Raw genomic sequence first — 21,716 nt, 5'->3', positions numbered from 1 at the left:
CGCATATGACAATGAGAGCGAGGAGAACCGTCGTGCTAGAAGAATACCGTAAGCACGTAGCAGAACGTGCCGCCGAGGGAATTGTACCCAAACCTTTAGATGCAACCCAAATGGCCGCGCTCGTCGAGCTGCTGAAGAACCCGCCTAAGGGCGAAGAAGAATTCCTGTTAGATCTGCTGATCAACCGCGTACCGCCTGGCGTAGATGAAGCTGCCTACGTAAAAGCCGGATTCCTTGCTGCTATCGCCAAAGGCGAAGCCACCTCCCCACTGGTTACTCCTGAAAAAGCCATTGAACTGCTCGGCACCATGCAGGGTGGTTACAACATTCATCCGCTGATTGACGCGCTGGATAACGACAAGCTGGCACCGATTGCCGCTAAAGCGCTCTCTTCCACGCTGCTGATGTTCGATAACTTCTACGATGTGGAAGAAAAAGCCAAAGCAGGCAACGTCTATGCGAAGCAGGTGATGCAGTCCTGGGCTGATGCCGAATGGTTCCTGAACCGCCCTGCGCTGGCTGAAAAAATCACCGTTACCGTCTTTAAAGTGACCGGTGAAACCAACACCGATGACCTCTCTCCGGCACCGGACGCGTGGTCTCGCCCGGATATCCCTCTGCACGCTCTGGCGATGCTGAAAAACGCCCGTGAAGGTATTGAGCCGGATCAGCCGGGCAGCGTCGGCCCGATCAAACAGATCGAAGCCCTGCAGAAAAAAGGGTTCCCGCTGGCCTATGTGGGTGACGTTGTGGGTACCGGTTCTTCCCGTAAGTCCGCAACCAACTCCGTGCTGTGGTTCATGGGCGACGACATTCCGCACGTGCCGAACAAGCGCGGCGGCGGCCTGTGCCTCGGCGGCAAAATTGCGCCAATCTTCTTCAACACCATGGAAGATGCGGGCGCCCTGCCGATCGAAGTGGACGTTTCTAACCTGAACATGGGTGACGTGATTGACGTTTACCCGTACAAAGGCGAAGTGCGCAACCACGAGACCAACGAGCTGCTGGCAAGCTTCGAGCTGAAAACCGACGTGCTGATCGACGAAGTGCGCGCCGGTGGCCGTATCCCGCTGATCATCGGCCGTGGCCTGACCACCAAAGCGCGCGAAGCGCTGGGGCTGCCGCACTCAGACGTGTTCCGTCAGGCGAAAGACGTTGCTGAAAGCAACCGCGGTTATTCTCTGGCACAGAAAATGGTGGGGCGCGCGTGCGGCGTAGCCGGTATTCGTCCTGGCGCGTACTGCGAGCCTAAGATGACCTCCGTGGGCTCTCAGGACACCACTGGCCCAATGACCCGTGACGAACTGAAAGACCTGGCGTGCCTGGGCTTCTCTTCTGACCTGGTGATGCAGTCCTTCTGCCACACGGCGGCCTATCCGAAGCCGGTTGACGTGACCACGCACCACACGCTGCCAGACTTCATCATGAACCGCGGCGGCGTTTCCCTGCGTCCGGGTGACGGCGTAATCCACTCCTGGCTGAACCGCATGCTGCTGCCGGATACCGTCGGTACCGGCGGTGACTCCCATACCCGTTTCCCAATCGGTATCTCCTTCCCGGCGGGCTCCGGTCTGGTGGCGTTTGCTGCTGCGACCGGCGTGATGCCGCTGGATATGCCGGAATCGGTGCTGGTGCGCTTCAAAGGTAAAATGCAGCCGGGCATCACCCTGCGCGACCTGGTTCACGCGATCCCGCTGTATGCGATTAAACAGGGCCTGCTGACCGTTGAGAAGAAAGGGAAGAAAAACATCTTCTCTGGCCGTATCCTGGAAATTGAAGGTCTGCCGGATCTGAAAGTGGAGCAGGCGTTCGAGCTGACCGATGCTTCCGCCGAGCGCTCTGCGGCTGGCTGTACCATCAAGCTGAACAAAGAGCCGATTATCGAGTATCTGACCTCCAACATCGTGCTGCTGAAGTGGATGATTGCAGAAGGCTACGGCGACCGTCGTACGCTGGAGCGTCGTATCCAGGGCATGGAAAAATGGCTGGCCGATCCGCAGCTGCTGGAAGCCGATGCTGACGCAGAGTACGCGGCGGTGATCGACATCGATCTGGCGGATATCAAAGAGCCAATCCTGTGTGCGCCGAACGATCCGGACGACGCGCGTCCGCTGTCTGAGGTTCAGGGCGAGAAGATCGACGAAGTGTTCATCGGATCCTGTATGACCAACATCGGTCACTTCCGTGCTGCCGGTAAGCTGCTGGATACCCACAAAGGCCAGCTGCCAACCCGTCTGTGGGTAGCGCCGCCAACCCGTATGGACGCGGCTCAGCTGACCGAAGAGGGCTACTACAGCGTGTTTGGTAAGAGCGGGGCGCGTATCGAAATCCCTGGCTGTTCCCTGTGTATGGGCAACCAGGCGCGCGTAGCCGACGGTGCGACGGTGGTTTCCACCTCTACCCGTAACTTCCCGAACCGTTTAGGTACCGGTGCGAACGTCTTCCTGGCCTCTGCGGAGCTGGCGGCGGTTGCGGCGCTGATTGGCAAACTGCCAACGCCGGAAGAGTACCAGACCTTTGTGGCTCAGGTGGATAAGACCGCGGTGGATACCTATCGCTATCTGAACTTCGATCAGCTTTCTCAGTACACCGAGAAGGCCGACGGGGTTATCTTCCAGACGGCGGTATAAACAGCAAAACCGTCTCCATGAGACGGTTTTTAGTGTTTGCACCCTCTCCCGTGGGAGAGGGACGGGGTGAGGGCATCAGGCCGCAGGGTCTTGCTCTCACCTTTTTATTTTCATTCCTCCCACCTCTCCCGCTTTTTTTCTTCCTCGCTGCTGCGATAATTACCTTAATGGCTTTGCAGAGGAAAACACTATGGATTACGAATTTCTGCGCGACATCACCGGAGTGGTGAAAGTGCGTATGTCGATGGGCCACGAAGCCGTTGGACACTGGTTTAACGAAGAGGTGAAAGAAAATCTCGCACTTCTTGATGAGGTTGAACAGGCGGCAAATACGGTGAAAGGCAGTGAACGATCCTGGCAGCGCGCCGGGCATGAATATACGCTGTGGATGGACGGTGAAGAGGTCATGGTGCGTGCCAACCAGCTCGAGTTTTCAGGTGACGAGATGGAAGAGGGGATGAGCTACTATGACGAAGAAAGCCTGTCGATGTGCGGCGTAGAGGATTTCCTTCAGGTGGTAAATGCCTACCGCGACTTTATGAAACAGAAATAACAGCCCGGAGCATCCCTGCTCCGGCTTGCTTTTACACGGCCGGAATATTGCGGCCGTAGTAAATCTCGCGCATCTCTTTCCAGAGCAGGTCAGTAATCGCCTTACGCTCTTCTTCGCTCAAATCTTCCGGCTTCGTGTGGAACATATAGTGCTTAAGGTCGAATTCCTTAAGTAACATCTTGGTATGGAAGATATTTTCCTGATACACGTTCACGTCCATCATGTCGTACAGCGATTTCATGTCCTCGGACATAAAGTTCTGGATGGAGTTGATTTCGTGGTCGATGAAATGCTTCATGCCGTTGATATCGCGGGTAAAACCACGCACGCGATAGTCAATGGTGACGATGTCCGATTCCAGCTGGTGGATTAAATAGTTCAGCGCGTTCAGCGGTGAAATCACGCCGCAGGTCGACACTTCAATATCGGCGCGGAACGTGCACAGCCCGCCTTCCGGGTGACTCTCCGGGTAGGTGTGCACGCAGATATGGCTTTTATCCAGGTGGGCCACGACCACTTCCGGCAGCGGGCCCGGATGTTCAGTTTTGTCGATAAGCTTCGGGTCGACCGGCTCTTCGCTGACCAGAATAGTCACGCTGGCGCCCTGAGGTTCATAATCCTGTCGGGCGATGTTCAGGATGTTTGCGCCAATAATGGAACAGGTTTCTGACAGGATCTCGGTCAGACGGTTGGCGTTGTAGAGTTCGTCGATATAGGCGATGTAACCATCGCGTTCTTCCGCTGTTTTGGCATAGCAGATATCGTAAATACAAAAACTCAGGCTTTTCGTCAGGTTGTTAAAGCCATGCAGTTTAAGCTTTTTCAATTAGCTCACCCCCTTAGTGGATAATGCGTCTTGCAGGTACTGCGGCAGAGCAAACGCTGCGGTATGGATAGCCGGATTGTAGTATCGGCACTGAAGACCGGCCTGATGGAAGCGGGCCTGAATAATTTCGGTGGAGAGATGGCGTAATACGTCGTTATCGGTCGCCCAGGCAAAGGTCATGATCCCGCCGTAGTACGTCGGAATAGCGGCCTGATAGAAGCTGACATCATCGAAATAGGTGCTCAGCTTACGATGGCTGTCGAGCGCTTCATCCTGCTGCAGGAAGCAGACGCCATTTTGTGCGACGAAGATCCCGCCCGGGTTCAGGCAGCGCTTGCAGCCTTCGTAGAAGGAGGAGGTAAACAGCGACGCGCCGGGGCCGATTGGGTCGGTGCAGTCGGAGATAATGACGTCAAAGGTCTGCGAGGTCTGGTTAACAAAGTTAACGCCGTCGTCAATCACCAGGCTAAAGCGCGGATCGTCATAGCTACCGGCATTGTGGTTGGGCAGATACTGGCGGCAGAAAGAGACGACGCCCGCATCGATTTCCACCATGGTGATGGTTTCAATGGAACGATGGCGGGACACTTCACGCAGCATTGCGCCGTCGCCGCCGCCGATAATCAGAATATGCTTCGCGTGTCCGTGCGCCAGCAGCGGAACGTGGGTCATCATTTCGTGATAGATAAACTCGTCGCGCTCGGTGGTTTGCACCACGCCGTCCAGCGCCATCACGCGGCCAAAGGCGGCGTTTTCGAAGATAATGAGATCCTGGTGATCGGTTTTCTCATGATAGAGCACGTTATCAACGGCAAAGTACTGACCAAACTGGTCATGCAGTGTTTCATGCCACAACGTGTGGTCGGCCATACGCGGACTCCTCCTTTGTTAACATCCGTTACGCTCACAAAAAATGAGCGAAACATGATAGCTAACTATAACCGTGGTTGCACGGCTATAGGTTCAACAGGGGGCGTCGGGAAGGTTATTTGACGTAGGCGAGCAGGCTGAGTGAGTCGCGAGCCAGCGCTTTACATTTTTTGGCGGTGGGAATACCAATACCGCTCAAGTCACGGTAGCTGTCTTCGCCGAGGGCCTTCATGTCGAAGCTGTCGTAGTTGCTGAGATCCCACTGGTTTTGCTGGGCAAAAAAGACCAGCGCGCGGCGAATCTGCCCGTTGGGTAAATTCTGGTAGCCACAATCATTTTTCAGGAATACAAAAACCGCCGTTAAATCGGCCATATCTTCCGCTTCATTTTCACTTAGCGCATAGCTGTTCGCACACATTGCCATCAGGCTTCCGAACAAAATTGTCCTGAAAAACGTCTTCATTGCTTCTACCACTTCTTCACGGAAAATTAACGTTAGCATACTTGATGCCGGTGCGACGATCTTTATTATTGCCGCTTTACTTGACCTTCCGGTAAGGGGAGGGTTTATGCTCAAAAGATCGCCTGCTGGAAATAAGGAAATGAACATGCAACGTCGTGATTTTTTAAAATATTCCGCTGTGCTGGGGGCTGCCAGCGCATTACCTCTCTGGAGCCGCGCGGTTTTCGCGGCCGACAGGCCTGCCTTACCCATCCCTGACTTACTGACCGCTGACGCCCGCAGCCGTATCCAGCTTGTGGTTCAGGCCGGTAAAACGACGTTCGGCGAGCACAACGCCACGACATGGGGCTATAACGGCAATTTGCTCGGTCCGGCGCTTCAGCTACGTAAAGGGAAAGCGGTGACGGTGGATATCCACAACACGCTCGCCGAAGAGACGACGCTGCACTGGCACGGGCTGGAAGTGCCGGGCGAGGTGGACGGCGGGCCGCAGGGCATCATCAAAGCGGGCGGTACGCGCAGCGTGACCTTTACGCCCGATCAGCGCGCGGCGACCTGCTGGTTCCATCCGCATCAGCATGGCAAAACGGGCCATCAGGTGGCGATGGGGCTGGCGGGGCTGGTGCTGATTGAAGACGACGAAAGCCGCCTGCTGCGCCTGCCGAAACAGTGGGGCATTGACGACGTACCGGTGATTGTGCAGGACAAGAAATTCAACGCTGACGGGCAAATTGACTATCAGCTGGACGTGATGAGCGCGGCGGTAGGCTGGTTTGGCGACACGTTGCTGACCAACGGAGCCATTTACCCTCAGCATGCCGCGCCGAAAGGCTGGCTGCGCCTGCGCCTGCTCAACGGCTGTAACGCGCGCTCGCTGAATTTCGCCGCCAGCGATAAACGCCCGCTGTATGTGGTCGCCAGCGACGGCGGGCTGCTGCCGGAGCCGGTGAAGGTGAGCGAGCTGCCGATGCTCATGGGCGAACGCTTTGAGGTGCTGGTGGATATCAGCGACGGCAAGCCGTTTGACCTCGTAACCCTGCCGGTGAGCCAGATGGGGATGGCGGTCGCACCGTTTGATAAGCCGCATCCGGTGCTGCGTATTCAGCCGCTGCTGGTGGCCGCTTCCGGCACGCTGCCTGATACGTTAACCACCCTGCCAGCCCTCCCGTCGCTGGATGGGCTTACGCAGCGCAAGCTGCAGCTCTCCATGAACCCGATGCTCGATATGATGGGCATGCAGGCGCTGATGGCGAAATATGGCGATAAGGCGATGGCGGGGATGCAGCACGGCCAGATGATGGGCCACATGAATATGGACCACGGCAAAATGGGCGGCATGGGGAACATGAATCACGGCGACCATGGCTTTGATTTCCACAACGCCAACATGATCAACGGTAAAGCGTTCGACATGAATACGCCGATGTTTACTGCGACAAAGGGTCAGCTTGAGCGCTGGGTGATTTCAGGCGAAGGGGATATGATGCTGCATCCGTTCCATATCCACGGCACACAGTTCCGCATTCTCACAGAAAACGGTAAAGCGCCGGATGCGCATCGCGCGGGCTGGAAAGATACGGTGAGAGTGGAGGGCGGCGTCAGCGAGGTGCTGGTGAAGTTTGACCATGAGGCGCCGAAAGAGTTTGCCTATATGGCGCACTGCCACCTGCTGGAGCATGAAGATACGGGGATGATGCTCGGCTTTACCGTATAAAAAAAGCCGGGTGGCGGCTTCACCTTACCCGGCCTGGATTTCGCAGGTGCGGCCTGATGCCCTCACCCTGACCCTCTCCCACAGGGAGAGGGAACAAACACAAAAACGGCAACCGAAGTTGCCGTTTTGCTTTTATTTGCCTTCGTCAGGCAACGCATACGCGACGATATAGTCGCCCATCTTCGTGCCAAACGAACCGTGACCACCCGCTGAGATGACAACGTACTGCTTGCCATTCACTTCATAGGTCATCGGCGTGGCCTGTCCACCCGCCGGCAGACGGCCCTGCCACAGTTTTTCACCGTTGGTCATGTTGTACGCGCGCAGGTAGTTATCTGCGGTTGCCGCGATGAACAGCACGTTACCGGCGGTGGAGATTGGGCCACCCAGCATTGGCATACCCATATTGAACGGCACCGGAACAGGCATCGGGAACGGCATGCTGTCCTGTGGCGTACCAATACGTTTTTTCCATACGATCTGGTTAGTTTTCAGATCCAGACCGGAGATATAACCCCAGGCAGGCTGTTTACACGGCAGACCAAACGGCGACAGGAACGGGTTCAGCGTTACGCCAAACGGCACGCCGTACTGCGGCTGAATGCCGGCTTCGGTACCGCTGCCTTTCGCGTCTTTCGGCTGCTCCATTGGGTTGCCCGGACCGCGTGGGATCAGGCGGGAAACGAACGGCAGCGCCATCGGGTTGGCAATCGCCACCTGACGGTTAGGGTCAACGGAGATCCCGCCCCACTCGAACATCCCCAGGTTACCCGGGAAGACCAGCGTGCCCTGCTCAGACGGCGGCGTGAAGATGCCTTCATAGCGCAGCTGGTGGAACATCACGCGGCACACCAGCTGGTCAAACATGGTGGCGCCCCACATGTCCGCACCGCTGAGGTCTTTCTTCGGACGGAAGCTCAGGTCAGAGAACGGCTGGGTTTTGCTGACGTAATCGCCTTTCGCCGCGCCCTGCGGAACCGGTTTTTCCGGTGCTGGCACAACCAGCTTACCGTTGCTGCGATCCAGCACGAAGATGTTGCCCGTCTTGGCCGGCGCGTAAATCACCGGAACGGTTTTGCCATCAACGGTAATGTCCGCCAGCGTCGGCTGGGACGGCATATCCATATCCCACAGATCGTGGTGAACGGTCTGGTAGCTCCATGCCAACTTGCCGGTGGTCGCGTTCAGCGCCACGATAGCGCTCGCATAACGCTCCTGCTCCGGCGTGCGGTTACCGCCCCAGATATCTGGCGTGGTCACACCCATTGGCAGATAGACAAGGTCCAGCTTCGCGTCATACGCCGCGGGTGCCCAGGAGTTTGGCGAGTTAAAGGTAAAGGTGTGCTCGTCCGACGGGATCGCGTTGGGATCTTTCGCGCCCGGGTCGAAGGCCCACAGCAGTTTACCGGTGTTCACGTCGAAACCACGGATTACGCCGGAGGTTTCACGCGTGGAGAAGTTATCCGTTACCGAACCGGCAATCACGATAGTTTTATCGGTGATGATTGGCGGTGAGGTTGGCTCATACAGACCCGGCGTGGTGTCCGGCATGTTGGTCTGCAGGTTCAGGATCCCTTTGTTGGCAAAGGTTTCACACAGCTTGCCCGTTTCGGCATTGATGGCGAACAGACGGCCATCGTTCACCGGCAGCATGATGCGGCGAGGACAGTCGGCAATGACTTCCGGGCTCGCATTATCGGCACGCGCTTCGTGGTAAGAGACGCCGCGGCAGGTGACGTGCTGGAAGGACGGGTTGGAATTCAGCTGCGGATCGAAGTGCCATTTCTCTTTACCGGTGGCCGCGTCGAGCGCGAACAGACGCTGGTGCGCCGTACACAGGTAGAGCATATTGCCGACTTTAATCGGCGTGACTTCGTTGGTCAGTTCACCCGGATCGTTCGGCATCTTCAGATCGCCGGTACGGAATACCCAGGCTTCCTTCAGGTTTTTAACGTTGTCCGCGTTGATCTGCTTCAGCGGGGAGTAACGTTGACCTTCCTGGTTACGACCATACGCTGGCCAGTCGCCGTCAGCGACCTGGGAGATAGCTGCCGCAGGCGTGGATTCCGCGTTCAGCGTACCGTTGATTTCCTGCGGGTCATTAAAGCCGGCCCAGGTCAGAATGCCGCCGGTAATCAGCAGGGCAACAACCAGGCCCGCCACAGCACCGCTGGAAGGCACAATCAGGCGACGCCAGACGAACGGCAGGATCAGCCAGATACCGAAGAAGACCAGGATGTCGCTGCGCGGCGTCAGTGCCCAGAAGTCAAAACCAACTTCCCAGACGCCCCAGATCATGGTGGCAAGGAGGAGGGCGGCATACAGCCACAGTGCAGATTGTTTTCTACGCAACAGCAGGACGGTTACGCCAACCATAACCAGACCCGCAATCGGGTAGTACCAGGAGCCGCCTAAAGCGACCAGCCAGACGCCACCGATTAACAGATACAGCGCGCAGAAGGCTGCGAATGCGGCTGTTAATGTCACCAGTAGACGCGGCTGTTTAGAGTTTGTTTCAGCCATAGAAAGTGTACTCGTCAGTTTTTGTTAATAATTTGCTAGCAACTAATTATAGGTATTAACAAGTGTGATCGGAATCACAATATTTGCTTTTTATAACTCATACGCCAGGCTTATCCATTTGCTGATATAATGGCTGGCTTGCGTATCAGTGCTGGATATTAACTCATCCGTATTGAGAGATTTTCACTAAAATCATTTGGTTAGTAATATGAAACATACTGTTGAAGTGATGATCCCGGAAGCCGAGATCAAAGCGCGTATCGCCGAACTGGGTCGTCAAATCACCGAACATTACAAGGACAGCGGCAGCGAAATGGTGCTGGTCGGTCTGTTGCGCGGCTCTTTCATGTTCATGGCAGACCTGTGCCGTGAGGTGCATGTGCCCCATGAGGTCGATTTTATGACCGCCTCCAGCTACGGCAGCGGCATGTCCACTACCCGTGATGTGAAAATCCTGAAAGATCTGGATGAAGATATTCGTGGCAAAGATGTGTTGATCGTTGAGGACATCATCGACTCCGGCAACACGCTGTCAAAAGTGCGCGAGATCCTGAGCCTGCGCGAGCCAAAATCTCTGGCGATTTGTACGCTGCTGGACAAACCCGACCGTCGTGAAGTGCAGGTGCCGGTAGAGTTCGTGGGCTTCTCGATTCCTGACGAATTCGTCGTCGGTTACGGCATTGACTACGCGCAGCGCTATCGTCATCTGCCGTATGTTGGGAAAGTAGTATTGCTGGACGAGTAATCGAGGGCTGATGCCCTCACCCCGGCCCTCTCCCACAGGGAGAGGGAGAAAATCCCCGGCTTTATTTATGATTTACATGCTTAAGCTGAAGGTTGGCAATCCCCGAACGGTAACGCTGCTCCAGCGTTTCGCGGTTGGTGGCGGTCACTTCCAGATTGCGCAGCAGGCCATCGTGAATCCCGTACGCCCAGCCGTGGATAGAGACCTTCTGCCCGCGTTTCCACGCTGATTGCATGATCGTTGAGTGGCCCAGGTTATACACCTGCTCCATCACGTTGAGTTCGCAAAGGGTATCCATACGACGCTCCTGCGGCATTTCGCCCAGCAGTGAGCTATGTTTGAACCAGATATCGCGGATGTGCAGTAGCCAGTTATCAATGAGCCCCAGTTCCGTGTTTTCAACCGCCGCCTGCACGCCGCCGCAGCCATAATGGCCGCAAATGATGATGTGCTCGACTTGCAGAACGTCCACGGCATACTGAACAACAGAAAGACAGTTGAGATCGGTGTGAATCACGAGATTGGCGACATTGCGGTGAACAAACAGTTCACCGGGTTCAAGGCCGGTCAGGCGCTCCGCCGGTACGCGGCTGTCGGAACATCCAATCCAGAGAAAGCGTGGGTTCTGAGCCTGCGCGAGTTTTCCAAAAAATCCGGGGTCTTCCTCCACCAGCATTTTTGACCATAGTGCATTGTTGCTGATGAGTGTATCTATGTTGTTCATGGAGGTTAGCGACCTGTAACCGAGTTATTGCGTTGCGCTACTATAGGGTAACCCGACTTTTAATGAAACCACACAACGTGTGTAAGAACTGAAGGTAAGTTAATTTCATGGCAATTGCACTGGAGCTTGAGCAGCTTAAAAAAACCTATCCGGGTGGCGTTCAGGCGCTACGCGGAATAGATCTGAAAGTAGAGGCCGGCGATTTTTACGCGCTTCTGGGGCCGAACGGGGCCGGGAAATCGACCACCATTGGGATTATCAGCTCGCTGGTCAATAAAACGTCCGGCCGGGTGAGCGTCTTTGGGTACGACCTGCAAAAAGACGTGGTGAACGCCAAGCGCCAGCTGGGGCTGGTTCCGCAGGAGTTCAACTTCAACCCGTTCGAGACGGTGCAGCAGATTGTGGTTAACCAGGCGGGCTATTACGGCGTTGAGCGTAAAGAGGCCCTGGAGCGTAGCGAAAAATACCTTAAGCAGCTCGATCTGTGGGAAAAGCGTAACGAACGCGCGCGCATGTTGTCCGGCGGGATGAAGCGCCGCCTGATGATTGCCCGTGCGCTGATGCACGAGCCAAAGCTGCTGATCCTCGATGAACCGACAGCGGGTGTTGATATCGAACTTCGTCGCTCCATGTGGGGCTTCCTGAAAGATCTCAACGACAAAGGCACCACCATTATTCTGACCACCCACTATCTGGAAGAGGCTGAAATGCTGTGCCGCAATATCGGCATCATTCAGAACGGCGAGCTGGTGGAAAACACCTCGATGAAGAATCTGCTCTCCAAGCTGAAATCCGAAACCTTCATTCTCGATCTGGCGGCGAAAAGCGCGCTGCCAAAACTTGAAGGCTACAACTATCGTCTGGTAGATACCTCGACGCTGGAAGTGGAAGTGCTGCGCGAGCAGGGGATTAACAGCGTGTTCTCGCAGCTGAGCGCGCAGGGGATTCAGGTTTTAAGTATGCGTAACAAAGCGAACCGACTGGAAGAGCTGTTTGTCTCTCTGGTGCATGACAAACAAGGAGACAAGGCATGACGCATCTTTACTGGGTCGCGCTGAAAAGTATCTGGGCGAAAGAGATCAACCGCTTTATGCGTATCTGGGTGCAAACCCTGGTGCCGCCGGTCATCACGATGACGCTCTATTTCATCATCTTCGGTAACCTGATTGGTTCCCGGATTGGTGAAATGCACGGCTTTACCTATATGCAGTTTATCGTGCCGGGCCTGATTATGATGGCGGTGATCACCAACGCCTATGCCAACGTGGCGTCGTCATTCTTCAGCGCTAAGTTCCAGCGCAATATTGAAGAGCTTCTGGTCGCGCCTGTGCCGACGCACGTCATTATCGCGGGCTATGTTGGCGGCGGCGTGGCGCGCGGGCTGTGCGTGGGGATCCTGGTCACGGCGATTTCGCTGTTCTTCGTGCCGTTCCAGGTCCACTCGTGGCTGTTTGTCGCGCTGACGCTGCTCCTGACGGCGATCCTCTTCTCGCTGGCCGGTCTGCTGAACGCCGTGTTCGCCAAAACGTTTGACGACATCAGCCTGATCCCGACCTTCGTGCTGACGCCGCTGACCTATCTCGGCGGGGTGTTCTACTCCCTGACGCTGCTGCCACCGTTCTGGCAGGCGCTGTCGCACCTGAACCCGATTGTCTACATGATCAGCGGGTTCCGCTTTGGCTTCCTCGGCATCACCGATGTGCCGCTGTTTACCACGGTGGCGGTGCTGGTGGTGTTCATCATCGCCTTCTACCTGCTCTGCTGGTCGCTGATTCAGCGCGGACGCGGGCTGCGCAGCTAATCTTTTGCCCGGCGACGCTCTGTTTGCCGGGCACTTTCTTTGACAGTTATCACCGTAAGCTAACCTTCACTCCGCTAAACTACTTGCCTGCTAAGGAGGGAGTTATGCTGGGATGGGTTATCACCTGCCACGATGAACAGGCGCAGGAAATGCTGGATAAGCTTGAAGCCAGATTTGGCCCGCTGGTGCAATGCCGGGCGGTAAACTACTGGCGCGGGTTGAGCACCAACATGCTGAGCCGCATGATGTGCGATGCCCTGCATGAAACGGACACCGGGGATGGCGTGATTTTTCTTACCGATAAATCGGGCGCGGCGCCTTACCGCGCAGCCGCGTTGCTGAGCCATAAGCACGCGTGCTGTGAAGTGATCTCGGGTATTAACCTCTCCCTGCTGGCGTTAATGTATCCGCAGCGTGGATCCTTAAGCAGCGCAGAGTTTCGCCAGGCCATCGTGGCGCAGGGCGTTCCGGGCGTCAGCAGCTTGTGGCATCAGCAGCAAAAAAATCCTCCCTTCGTCCTGCTCCACGATTTGTATAAGAATTAAACGTGGGTATTGATGTCTCATTTGTTACAATAGCGGCAGTTTTCCGCACCGATTAAGACACCATGCTACCGCGCATTCTTTTCTTGCTATTGATGCTCATTTCCGGCGTCAGCTCAGCCAGTTTACTCAGTCAGCAAACGCTGCCTGCCCAGTACATGCAAACCACCGAAGACGCGGCGATCTGGGCGCAGGTGGGGAACAGCGTGATCAACGTCGGTAACGTCCGCGCCGGGCAGATCCTGGCCGTCGTGCCCGCGGCGGCGGACTACTACGAATTTCGCTTCGGTTTTGGCACGGGGTTTATCGACAAGGGGCACCTGGAGCCGGTTCAGGGGAAACAGCGCGTCGAGGACAGCCTTGGGGATCTCAATAAGCCCCTGAGCAATCAGAACCTCATTACCTGGAAAGACACGCCGGTGTATAACGCGCCGTCGAGCGGCAGCGCGCCGTTCGGTACATTAAGCGCCAATCTGCGCTATCCCATACTGAATAAACTGAGAGACCGTCTGAATCAGACCTGGTTCCAGATCCGCATCGGCAATCGTCTGGCGTGGATCAGCAGCCTGGACGCGCAGGAAGATAACGGACTTCCGGTTCTGACCTACCACCATATTTTGCGTGATGAAGAAAACACGCGCTTTCGACATACGTCCACAACGACCAGCGTACGTGCGTTCAACAACCAGATGGCCTGGTTACGCGATCAGGGCTATACCACCCTGACGATGTACCAGCTTGAAGGGTACGTGCGTAACAAAATGAACCTGCCTGCAAAATCGGTGGTGATTACCTTTGACGACGGCCTGAAATCCGTCAGCCGCTATGCCTATCCTGTGCTGAAAGAGTACGGCTTCAAGGCAACCGCGTTTATTATCTCTTCCCGCATAAAAGGCCATCCGCAGAAGTGGGATCCAAAATCGCTGCAGTTTATGAGCGTGCAGGAGATTAAGGGGATTCAGGATGTGTTCGATATTCAGTCCCACACCCACTTCCTGCACCGCGTGGATGGGTATAAGCACCCGATTTTACTGAGCCGCAGCTATCACGTGATTTTGTTTGATTTTGAACGCTCGCGTCGCGCGCTGGCGCAGTTTAATCCACGCGTGCTCTATCTTTCCTATCCGTTTGGCGGCTACGACAATAAAGCGATAAAGGCGGCGAATGATGCCGGTTTCCATCTGGCGGTGACGACGGTGAAAGGGAAGGTGAAGCCGGGGGATAATCCGTTCTTACTGAAACGCCTGTACATCTTAAGAACGGATTCGCTGGAGACAATGTCGCGGCTGATCAGCAATCAGCCGCAGGGATAGTGCTTATGCAACCTGAACCGGAATCGCCTTCGCGGTACGTTTCATGTCGTTGTCGCCTTCAAAGTAGGCAACTTTCGGCTGCCAGCGGCGCGCTTCTTCATCAGACATCATCACGAAGCTGGCGATAATCACAATATCGCCCACGTCCGCGCAGTGCGCTGCCGCGCCGTTAACGGAGATGATTTTAGACCCGCGCTCGGCGGCGATGGCGTAGGTTGAGAAACGTTTGCCGTTGTTAACGTTCCAGATATCAATCGCTTCGTTTTCAAGGATGCCCGCAGCATCAAGGAAATCCTGGTCGATGGCGCAGGAGCCTTCATAGTGCAGGTCGGCCTGGGTGACTTTCACACGGTGAAGCTTACCTTGCAGCATTTTGCGAATCATTACGTTTACCTTTCATCTTCCGGGTAGAGAAACCTACGCCAGTTCAACCACTTTGTTGTCGATTAGGCGGGCCTGACCAAGCCATGCCGCCACCAGAATGACCGCACGTTTGCTGGTCTGTGTAAGCTCCAGAAGCGTATCGGCATCGCGAATTTGAATATCATCAGCGCGGAAGCCTTTATCGTTCAGCGCCTGTTCAGCCAGAGCAATAATCTCTTCGGCCGTTAACTCTTTCGCCAGCAGCTGTTCTGCCATGGTGTTCATGACCTTGCTTAAGCCCGGCGCGATTTTACGCTGGTCCGCGGTCAGATAGCCATTTCGCGAGCTGAGCGCCAGACCGTCTTTGGCGCGTACAATCGGTACGCCGACAATCTCGATATCGTAGCCCATATCCGCAACCATCTTGCGGATCAGCGCCAGCTGCTGGAAATCTTTCTCACCGAAGCAGGCAACGTCCGGCTGCACCAGGTTGAACAGCTTGCTGACGATGGTCGATACGCCGCGGAAATGACCCGGGCGGCTTGCGCCTTCCAGCATGGTGGAAATGCCCGGTACGTCAACGTAAGTGGCCTCATCGGTACCCTGAGGATAGACATCCGCCGGTGCCGGAGAGAAGACAATATCCGCATGGCGTTTTTTGAGCTTCTCGCAATCTTCCTGCAGGGTGCGCGGATAGCGTGCCAGATCGTCGGCGCGGTCAAACTGCATTGGGTTAACGAAGATACTGACCACCACGATATCTGCACGGGCTCTTGCTTCGTCAACCAGCTTCATATGGCCGTCATGCAGGTTGCCCATGGTCGGGACCAATGCGATACGTTTACCTTCCTGACGCGCACGACGGATATGCTGGCGCAGCAGCGGCAGGGTTTCAATGATTAGCACAACGAGACTCCTTAATGGAAACTGTGTTCTTCACCCGGGTAAACACCGGATTCAACGTCGGCAATATACTGCCTGACCGCAGCGCGCATGTCGCCCGCTTCGGTGAGGAAATTTTTGGCAAACTTCGGAATATGCCCGCCGGTGATGCCAAAGGCGTCGTGCATCACCAGGATCTGACCGTCGGTCACGTTGCCTGCGCCAATACCAATCACCGGAATCGACAGGGCTTCAGTAATACGCTTCGCCAGCTCAACCGGCACGCACTCCAGCACCAGCAGCTGGGCGCCTGCGGCTTCCAGCGCCAGGGCATCATCAAACAGCGTCTGGGCGGCGTCACCGCGGCCCTGCACTTTATATCCACCAAAGATGTTGACGGACTGCGGCGTCAGGCCCAAATGGCCGCACACCGGCACGGCGCGCTCGGTGAGCATCTTCACCGTATCCACCAGCCAGGCGCCGCCTTCAATTTTGACCATGTTAGCGCCAGCACGCATGACCGCTGCCGCGTTTTCGAATGCCTGCTCCGGCGTGGCATAGGCCATAAACGGCAGATCGGAAAGCAGCAGGCAGGCTGGAGCCCCGCGGCGCACCGCACGCGTGTGGTAAGCGATATCCTCAACCGTGACCGGCAGGGTGGAATCATGTCCTTGTACCGTCATCCCTAACGAATCTCCGACCAGCATGACGTTGATACCCTCTTCGGCAAAGAGTTTGGCGAAGCTGTAGTCATACGCGGTGATGGTGGCGAAGCGTTTTTTTTCCTGTTTGCATTTCTGCAGTAAGGAGATGGTGGTTGGTTTCATACTGTTTCCTGATAGCCCAAAAGCGAATCTTTGCGCATTCTAACAGTAACATTCGGGGGAACAATGATTTTAGGTAACCGATTAGCCACAATTATTTTGAGGTTAATCGGCAGGGGAACCGGATCACCAGCGGGCGGGTCTTTCCGCGCTGAGGTTGTCCAGAATGGTCCGGAGTGGGATGCCATCCGGGAAGATGAGATCGGGGGCCACTTCAAACAGCGGCCAGAGCATAAACCCGCGGTTTTTCATGTCGTAATGCGGAACGGTGAGACGTTCAGTGTTAATGGTTTCGTGACCAAACAGCATAATGTCGAGGTCCAGCGTGCGCGGTCCCCAGCGCTCGGCTTTGCGTACGCGGCCCTGCTGCAGTTCGATGCGCTGGGTGTTATCCAGCAGCGTTTCGGCATCAAGGACAGTTTCCAGCACCACGGCGGCATTGAGATAATCAGGCTGATCCTGCGGACCCAGCGGCGGCGTGCGGTAGAAAGAGGAGACCGCCACGATCTTGCTTTGCGGGATCTCCCCCAGCGCCTGTACGGCAGCGTTCACCTGCTCCAGCGGAGAGGCTAAATTGCTGCCGATGGCGATATACGCGAGGGTCATGCTGTCCCTTCACGACGCGGCGCGCGTTTGCGCGGACGGCGATGGCGGCGACGCGGTTCCGGCTCTTCATCCAGCCCGGTGAGCATATCTTTTTGCTCCGGCGGGGCGGAAACCTGGAATTCGGCCCACCACTGCGCCAGGCGCTGCAGTTCCTGATTGCGTTCAATTTCAGCACGCAGCGACAGCAGATCGAAGGCGGCGCGGAATTTTGGATGCTCCATCAGCTTCCAGGCGCGTTTGCCCTGACGACGGGACATGCGCAGCTGAAGCTGCCAGATATCGCGCACCAGCGTGGTAATGCGTTTTGGAATAGCGAGCGTACGGCACCCTTCGTCCAGCACGTCGTTTGCGGCCAGCGCGAAGGCGTCATAATAGGCAAGCCCGCTCTCCTGGGTAATTCGCTGGGCCGTTTCCAGCAGCGGATACCAGAACATCGCCGCAAACAGGAACGCCGGATTGACGCGCATGTCGTTGCGAATACGGGTATCGGTATTTTTCAGCACCTGCGCAATCATCCGCTCCATTGGGCTGTCACCGCTTTCGGTGAAGTAGCGGGTAATGGTCGGGAACAGGGGCTGGAAAAGGTTGTATTCGCGCAGCAGATTGTAGGTTTCAAAGCCGTGGCCGGCCTGCAGCAGCTTCAGCGCCTCTTCAAACAGGCGGGCAGGCGGCACGTCGTTAATCAGCGTCGCCAGGCGCGGAATCGGCTCTGCCGTTTCCGGGCTGATGCGCATATTGAGCTTGGCGGCGAAACGCACGGCGCGCAGCATACGCACGGGATCTTCGCGATAGCGCGTTTCCGGCGTGCCGATCAGACGGATCAGACCTTCTTTCAGGTCCTGCATGCCGCCGACGTAATCACGCACGGTGAAATCCGCCACGCTGTAATAAAGGCTGTTGATGGTGAAGTCGCGACGCTGGGCATCTTCTTCGATAGAGCCGAAGATATTGTCGCGCAGCAGCATGCCGTTCTGGCCGCGCTGTGACGTGGTGCGATCGGATGCGCCCGCTTCGTGGTGGCCGCGGAAGGTCGCCACTTCGATAATTTCCGGGCCAAACATCACGTGAGCCAGACGGAAACGGCGGCCAACGAGACGGCAGTTGCGGAATAATTTGCGCACCTGCTCAGGCGTGGCGCTGGTCGTCACGTCGAAATCTTTTGGTTTTTTGCCCAGCAGTAAATCACGCACTCCACCGCCCACGAGATAGGCCTCGTAGCCCGCTTTATTCAGACGATAGAGCACCTTGAGGGCATTTTCACTGATATCTTTGCGGGAAATAGTGTGCTGCTCACGCGGAATAACCGACATGTGTGGCTGTGCAATAGCATCGTTCGCCATGCTCTCTTCGCGGCTTAGCACTTTACGGCAAAAATTAGCGACTCGGGTAAAAATGGTACACCTCGTAGTGTGTTTTGTTATGAAAAAAGCGGCTAATCATAGCTCAGCGCAACGCATTTGAGAATGCTGGATTTTTGGCACTGCCGCGAGCGTCCAGTTGGCAACGGCCATTTTCAGCAGTTCGTCAATACGCTGATCCTGCCATTCGTTGGTTACATTCTGGTTGAGAAATCGCAGCGCGTCGATCAAAACAGGACGCGGATCGCCGTCTGGCAGGGCCGGGGCGTGGTTCTGCTTTGACAATTTAAAGCCCTGCGCATTGACCGCCAGCGGCAGATGAATGTAGTCCGGGGCCGTCCAGCCAAACTGGCGATACAGCGATATTTGTCGCACGGTCGGTTCGACCAGATCCGCCCCGCGCACAATTTCCGTCACGCCCTGAAAACGATCGTCGACGACCACCGCCAGGTTATAGGCGAAAAGGCCGTCACGGCGGTGAATAATAAAATCCTCACGCGCCAGACGTTCATCGGCATGAATCTCACCGGAGAGGAGATCGGTAAAGCGCGTCACCGGGGAGCGCTGCTTTATACGTACGGCGGCATTTTCCGGGGGAAGATTAAGCGTGCGGCAGTGGCCGTCATAGACGCCACCCACGCTCTGGATACGCGCGCGGGTGCAGGTGCAGTTATAGGAAAGCCCCCGATCGCGAAGCCAGGCCAGACGTTCCCGATAGGCATCGTGACGTTTTGACTGCCAGAGCACCTCGTCATCCCAGTGAAGACCGTAATGTTCCAGCTGACGCAGAATAGTGTCTGCAGCACCGGGAACTTCACGAGGAGGGTCAATATCTTCAATGCGTACGAGCCATTTTCCCAGGCGGGCGCGAGCCTGCAGGTAGCTGCCGAGCGCGGCAATCAATGAGCCGAAGTGTAATTCACCGGAAGGAGATGGCGCGAAGCGCCCAATATAGTGTGATTCAGACATATCAACAGTAACAAGGCGGGAGAGACTCCCGCCTTTGGAGTGTGTAAACAGCGCTGGTATTAACCGGCCATCTGTTTTTCGCGGATTTCGGCCAGCGTTTTACAGTCGATGCACAGATCGGCGGTTGGACGCGCTTCCAGGCGACGAATACCGATTTCAACACCGCAGGATTCGCAGTAGCCAAAATCTTCGTCTTCGACTTTTTTCAGCGTTTTCTCGATCTTTTTGATCAGTTTGCGTTCGCGGTCACGGTTACGCAGTTCGAGGCTGAACTCTTCTTCCTGAGCGGCACGGTCTACCGGATCCGGGAAGTTGGCAGCTTCATCCTGCATATGAGTAACGGTGCGATCGACTTCATCCCTGAGTTGATTACGCCATGCTTCAAGAATACGCTTGAAGTGCGACAGCTGGGCTTCGTTCATATACTCTTCGCCCGGCTTCTCTTGATACGGCTCCACCCCAGCGATGGCGAGAATACTCAGGGACGATGTTTTACGGTTTTGCCCTTCTTGCATGTTGCTTCTCCTTAACACGCACTATCGATCCCCGTGTTGGGGGAAAAATCAGGTCGCTATAAATAGCAGATGCTTTTCCGTAAGGCAATTATCTAAACGTAACACTTGACAAGCCTGTGAGGAAAAGCGTATTTGCGCACGCGGCCAGAACACTTATTCGACAATCGTCTAATCCCTTACAAGACAATGGGAAGAGAGGATCTCAGAGTCATATTATCGGCAGAAAGTTCCGCTTTATAAGCGAAAACCTCTACCCCCTGCTTTTGTGCCTCATTCAACAATTGCGCGTATTTAGGATCAATATGGCGGGCAGGGGAGAAACGTTCAATGGCTGAATGCAACACCGCGAACAGCAATACGGCGCGTTTGCCCGCCGCCGCAACACTCATTAGCTCTCGCAGATGCTTCTGGCCACGCAGCGTTACCGCATCCGGGAAGTAGCCATTTTCCTGTTCCGCTAACGTCACTGATTTTACTTCAATATAGCACTCGGGCCTGTCTTCCGCCTGTAACATGAAGTCAATTCTGCTGCCTTCATCGCCATATTTCACTTCACTTTTATGCGTGCCATATCCCACCAGTTCGGGAATGGCGCCAAGGGTCAGCGCTTCCTTAACCAGCTGATTTGCGCGCTGGGTATTAACGCAAATAAATGCCCCGTTTTGGGTTTCGGTCACTTCCCAGGTATGGGCATATTTGCGTTTACTATTTTCTGAAGTGGAATACCAGACCCTGTCACCCGGCGTCGCACACCCCGTCATGGCGCCGGTATTGGGGCAGTGCAGGGTGAGCTGAACCCCCTCGGGGGTGATCACGTCGGCGAGGAAGCGTTTGTAGCGCTGGATAAGCGTAGCGTGCTGCAGGGGAGGACTAAACTTCATCAGAATTCCTTTCAGTGTTGCCCAGCGTCCAGCGCTGTAGCGGCGTATAGCGGGTGCGTCCCTGTGCAAAGACGGATTCGTAAAGCGCGAATGCGTTGACCGGAAAGGCCCAGTGAAAACCCGGCGGCGGGATGGCAACGGCCTGACCGGCATCGCGCAACAGCGTGATATGTGGATGAAACGGCTGTGGGCTCTGATAACAGCCGCTGCGCGCCGCCTGGGCGCGCAGCATATTCGCCAGCTGCAATAATCCGCGCGGCGGCTGGCGCGTTCCCAGCCACACCACGCGCGAACGCGGCCACTGGCCCGCGTCGTCGAGGTGCAGCGTAAATTCCGGCTGGGCAATACGCCCGGCCATTGCGGCTAACGCCCGCTGTTTTTCGGCACTGACGTCGCCCAAAAAGGCCAGCGTCAGGTGCAGGTTGGCCGCCGCGACAGGGCGGCCCGCTTCCGGCGAAAAGCAATCGGCGCGCCAGCGAACAATTTGACGCTGTATGGTGGTGGGCAATTCAATGGCAAAAAACAGCCGTTTCGACTCAGGCATACGGAGGACTCGGTAATGATATGCGCCGATGCTACAATGTACGCCGACTAATGTTAACCCTCTGGAGCTG

The 21,716-nt window shown here is 55.9% G+C and carries 22 protein-coding genes; 8 read left to right on the top strand and 14 right to left on the bottom strand.

Annotated features, from left to right (window positions below; genetic code table 11):
• The first annotated feature begins 32 nt into the window (after positions 1 to 32).
• Together acnB and yacL are read left to right on the top strand one after the other, a co-directional pair.
• Complete coding sequence (gene acnB / locus FOY96_RS17875) at positions 33 to 2,630, top strand: bifunctional aconitate hydratase 2/2-methylisocitrate dehydratase (protein WP_033144650.1); 2,598 nt, start codon at positions 33 to 35, stop codon at positions 2,628 to 2,630.
• 190 nt (positions 2,631 to 2,820) lie between these two features.
• A complete protein-coding gene (yacL, locus tag FOY96_RS17870) occupies positions 2,821 to 3,183 on the top strand; it encodes a protein YacL (protein WP_023310423.1) in 363 nt (120 codons plus the stop codon).
• A 31-nt stretch (positions 3,184 to 3,214) separates the two neighbouring features.
• Here yacL and speD read toward each other — a convergent pair whose 3' ends face one another.
• From speD to FOY96_RS17855, 3 genes are all read right to left on the bottom strand, one after another.
• Complete coding sequence (gene speD / locus FOY96_RS17865; RefSeq protein WP_032649781.1) at positions 3,215 to 4,009, bottom strand: adenosylmethionine decarboxylase; 795 nt, start codon at positions 4,007 to 4,009, stop codon at positions 3,215 to 3,217.
• Positions 4,010 to 4,879, bottom strand: coding sequence for a polyamine aminopropyltransferase (speE, locus tag FOY96_RS17860; protein ID WP_047060116.1), 870 nt, complete (start codon positions 4,877 to 4,879; stop codon positions 4,010 to 4,012). It lies immediately after the preceding gene.
• A 115-nt stretch (positions 4,880 to 4,994) separates the two neighbouring features.
• Positions 4,995 to 5,342 (bottom strand): YacC family pilotin-like protein, encoded by a 348-nt coding sequence (locus tag FOY96_RS17855; protein ID WP_014882582.1) that lies wholly within the window; start codon positions 5,340 to 5,342, stop codon positions 4,995 to 4,997.
• Between the two features lie 145 nt (positions 5,343 to 5,487).
• Here FOY96_RS17855 and cueO point away from each other — a divergent pair, with 145 nt between their 5' ends.
• Complete coding sequence (cueO, locus tag FOY96_RS17850) at positions 5,488 to 7,056, top strand: multicopper oxidase CueO (RefSeq protein ID WP_143347521.1); 1,569 nt, start codon at positions 5,488 to 5,490, stop codon at positions 7,054 to 7,056.
• 132 nt (positions 7,057 to 7,188) lie between these two features.
• Here the strand turns inward: cueO and FOY96_RS17845 are convergent, their stop codons facing one another.
• Positions 7,189 to 9,579, bottom strand: coding sequence for a glucose/quinate/shikimate family membrane-bound PQQ-dependent dehydrogenase (locus tag FOY96_RS17845; RefSeq protein WP_033144652.1), 2,391 nt, complete (start codon positions 9,577 to 9,579; stop codon positions 7,189 to 7,191).
• A 208-nt stretch (positions 9,580 to 9,787) separates the two neighbouring features.
• On the opposite strand from FOY96_RS17845, the gene hpt reads away from it, so the two are divergent.
• On the top strand, positions 9,788 to 10,324 hold the full coding sequence (gene hpt / locus FOY96_RS17840) for a hypoxanthine phosphoribosyltransferase (RefSeq protein ID WP_008501948.1): 537 nt from the start codon (positions 9,788 to 9,790) through the stop codon (positions 10,322 to 10,324).
• Positions 10,325 to 10,385: 61 nt separating this feature from the next.
• Here the strand turns inward: hpt and can are convergent, their stop codons facing one another.
• Positions 10,386 to 11,048, bottom strand: a complete 663-nt coding sequence (can, locus tag FOY96_RS17835) for a carbonate dehydratase (RefSeq protein WP_008501947.1) — start codon at positions 11,046 to 11,048, stop codon at positions 10,386 to 10,388.
• A gap of 107 nt (positions 11,049 to 11,155) precedes the next feature.
• On the opposite strand from can, the gene FOY96_RS17830 reads away from it, so the two are divergent.
• The 4 genes from FOY96_RS17830 (at position 11,156) to FOY96_RS17815 (ending at position 14,704) form a co-directional block, all read left to right on the top strand.
• The gene (locus tag FOY96_RS17830) at positions 11,156 to 12,082 is read left to right on the top strand and encodes an ABC transporter ATP-binding protein (RefSeq protein ID WP_032660633.1); all 927 of its coding nucleotides are present in this window, start codon (positions 11,156 to 11,158) and stop codon (positions 12,080 to 12,082) included.
• Positions 12,079 to 12,849 (top strand): ABC transporter permease, encoded by a 771-nt coding sequence (locus tag FOY96_RS17825; protein ID WP_023310428.1) that lies wholly within the window; start codon positions 12,079 to 12,081, stop codon positions 12,847 to 12,849. Before FOY96_RS17830 ends, FOY96_RS17825 begins: the two co-directional genes overlap by 4 nt.
• A 104-nt stretch (positions 12,850 to 12,953) precedes the next feature.
• Positions 12,954 to 13,394 carry a PTS sugar transporter subunit IIA gene (locus FOY96_RS17820; protein ID WP_023310429.1) on the top strand — a complete coding sequence of 147 codons (441 nt, stop codon included), beginning with the start codon at positions 12,954 to 12,956 and terminating at the stop codon, positions 13,392 to 13,394.
• Between the two features lie 62 nt (positions 13,395 to 13,456).
• Positions 13,457 to 14,704 (top strand): polysaccharide deacetylase family protein, encoded by a 1,248-nt coding sequence (locus FOY96_RS17815; RefSeq protein WP_143347520.1) that lies wholly within the window; start codon positions 13,457 to 13,459, stop codon positions 14,702 to 14,704.
• Between the two features lie 3 nt (positions 14,705 to 14,707).
• Here the strand turns inward: FOY96_RS17815 and panD are convergent, their stop codons facing one another.
• From panD to thpR, 9 genes are all read right to left on the bottom strand, one after another.
• Positions 14,708 to 15,088: an aspartate 1-decarboxylase gene (panD, locus tag FOY96_RS17810; protein ID WP_006810068.1), complete on the bottom strand. Its 381-nt coding sequence runs from the start codon at positions 15,086 to 15,088 to the stop codon at positions 14,708 to 14,710.
• A gap of 33 nt (positions 15,089 to 15,121) precedes the next feature.
• Positions 15,122 to 15,973, bottom strand: a complete 852-nt coding sequence (gene panC / locus FOY96_RS17805; protein WP_023310431.1) for a pantoate--beta-alanine ligase — start codon at positions 15,971 to 15,973, stop codon at positions 15,122 to 15,124.
• A gap of 11 nt (positions 15,974 to 15,984) precedes the next feature.
• Positions 15,985 to 16,776: a 3-methyl-2-oxobutanoate hydroxymethyltransferase gene (gene panB / locus FOY96_RS17800; RefSeq protein WP_014882600.1), complete on the bottom strand. Its 792-nt coding sequence runs from the start codon at positions 16,774 to 16,776 to the stop codon at positions 15,985 to 15,987.
• 123 nt (positions 16,777 to 16,899) lie between these two features.
• Positions 16,900 to 17,379, bottom strand: a complete 480-nt coding sequence (gene folK, locus FOY96_RS17795; RefSeq protein WP_143347519.1) for a 2-amino-4-hydroxy-6-hydroxymethyldihydropteridine diphosphokinase — start codon at positions 17,377 to 17,379, stop codon at positions 16,900 to 16,902.
• Complete coding sequence (gene pcnB, locus FOY96_RS17790; protein WP_072162357.1) at positions 17,376 to 18,773, bottom strand: polynucleotide adenylyltransferase PcnB; 1,398 nt, start codon at positions 18,771 to 18,773, stop codon at positions 17,376 to 17,378. Before pcnB ends, folK begins: the two co-directional genes overlap by 4 nt.
• Before the next feature lie 42 nt (positions 18,774 to 18,815).
• Positions 18,816 to 19,706, bottom strand: coding sequence for a tRNA glutamyl-Q(34) synthetase GluQRS (gene gluQRS, locus FOY96_RS17785; protein ID WP_143347518.1), 891 nt, complete (start codon positions 19,704 to 19,706; stop codon positions 18,816 to 18,818).
• A gap of 59 nt (positions 19,707 to 19,765) precedes the next feature.
• Positions 19,766 to 20,221 (bottom strand): RNA polymerase-binding protein DksA, encoded by a 456-nt coding sequence (gene dksA, locus FOY96_RS17780; RefSeq protein WP_001155232.1) that lies wholly within the window; start codon positions 20,219 to 20,221, stop codon positions 19,766 to 19,768.
• 176 nt (positions 20,222 to 20,397) lie between these two features.
• A complete protein-coding gene (sfsA, locus tag FOY96_RS17775; protein WP_039260626.1) occupies positions 20,398 to 21,102 on the bottom strand; it encodes a DNA/RNA nuclease SfsA in 705 nt (234 codons plus the stop codon).
• The gene (gene thpR / locus FOY96_RS17770; protein WP_033144659.1) at positions 21,092 to 21,646 is read right to left on the bottom strand and encodes an RNA 2',3'-cyclic phosphodiesterase; all 555 of its coding nucleotides are present in this window, start codon (positions 21,644 to 21,646) and stop codon (positions 21,092 to 21,094) included. The genes sfsA and thpR overlap by 11 nt, the downstream gene beginning before the upstream one ends.
• Positions 21,647 to 21,716 lie beyond the last annotated feature (70 nt).

The organism is Enterobacter asburiae (assembly GCF_007035645.1).
GTDB lineage: Bacteria > Pseudomonadota > Gammaproteobacteria > Enterobacterales > Enterobacteriaceae > Enterobacter > Enterobacter asburiae_B.
The sequence above is the reverse complement of the archived record's forward strand: the minus strand, read 5'-3'. Positions and strand labels throughout refer to the sequence as shown.

What these genes read in the sequence shown, in the direction of transcription:
- speE (WP_047060116.1), bottom strand. Translation starts at nt 4,879, where the DNA reads ATGGCCGACCACACGTTGTGGCATGAAACACTGCATGACCAGTTTGGT.
- FOY96_RS17820 (WP_023310429.1), top strand. Translation starts at nt 12,954, where the DNA reads ATGCTGGGATGGGTTATCACCTGCCACGATGAACAGGCGCAGGAAATG.
- can (WP_008501947.1), bottom strand. Translation starts at nt 11,048, where the DNA reads ATGAACAACATAGATACACTCATCAGCAACAATGCACTATGGTCAAAA.
- FOY96_RS17825 (WP_023310428.1), top strand. Translation starts at nt 12,079, where the DNA reads ATGACGCATCTTTACTGGGTCGCGCTGAAAAGTATCTGGGCGAAAGAG.
- FOY96_RS17855 (WP_014882582.1), bottom strand. Translation starts at nt 5,342, where the DNA reads ATGAAGACGTTTTTCAGGACAATTTTGTTCGGAAGCCTGATGGCAATG.
- dksA (WP_001155232.1), bottom strand. Translation starts at nt 20,221, where the DNA reads ATGCAAGAAGGGCAAAACCGTAAAACATCGTCCCTGAGTATTCTCGCC.
- FOY96_RS17815 (WP_143347520.1), top strand. Translation starts at nt 13,457, where the DNA reads ATGCTACCGCGCATTCTTTTCTTGCTATTGATGCTCATTTCCGGCGTC.
- thpR (WP_033144659.1), bottom strand. Translation starts at nt 21,646, where the DNA reads ATGCCTGAGTCGAAACGGCTGTTTTTTGCCATTGAATTGCCCACCACC.
- panD (WP_006810068.1), bottom strand. Translation starts at nt 15,088, where the DNA reads ATGATTCGCAAAATGCTGCAAGGTAAGCTTCACCGTGTGAAAGTCACC.
- hpt (WP_008501948.1), top strand. Translation starts at nt 9,788, where the DNA reads ATGAAACATACTGTTGAAGTGATGATCCCGGAAGCCGAGATCAAAGCG.
- FOY96_RS17830 (WP_032660633.1), top strand. Translation starts at nt 11,156, where the DNA reads ATGGCAATTGCACTGGAGCTTGAGCAGCTTAAAAAAACCTATCCGGGT.
- sfsA (WP_039260626.1), bottom strand. Translation starts at nt 21,102, where the DNA reads ATGAAGTTTAGTCCTCCCCTGCAGCACGCTACGCTTATCCAGCGCTAC.
- panB (WP_014882600.1), bottom strand. Translation starts at nt 16,776, where the DNA reads ATGAAACCAACCACCATCTCCTTACTGCAGAAATGCAAACAGGAAAAA.
- cueO (WP_143347521.1), top strand. Translation starts at nt 5,488, where the DNA reads ATGCAACGTCGTGATTTTTTAAAATATTCCGCTGTGCTGGGGGCTGCC.
- folK (WP_143347519.1), bottom strand. Translation starts at nt 17,379, where the DNA reads ATGACCCTCGCGTATATCGCCATCGGCAGCAATTTAGCCTCTCCGCTG.
- FOY96_RS17845 (WP_033144652.1), bottom strand. Translation starts at nt 9,579, where the DNA reads ATGGCTGAAACAAACTCTAAACAGCCGCGTCTACTGGTGACATTAACA.
- gluQRS (WP_143347518.1), bottom strand. Translation starts at nt 19,706, where the DNA reads ATGTCTGAATCACACTATATTGGGCGCTTCGCGCCATCTCCTTCCGGT.
- yacL (WP_023310423.1), top strand. Translation starts at nt 2,821, where the DNA reads ATGGATTACGAATTTCTGCGCGACATCACCGGAGTGGTGAAAGTGCGT.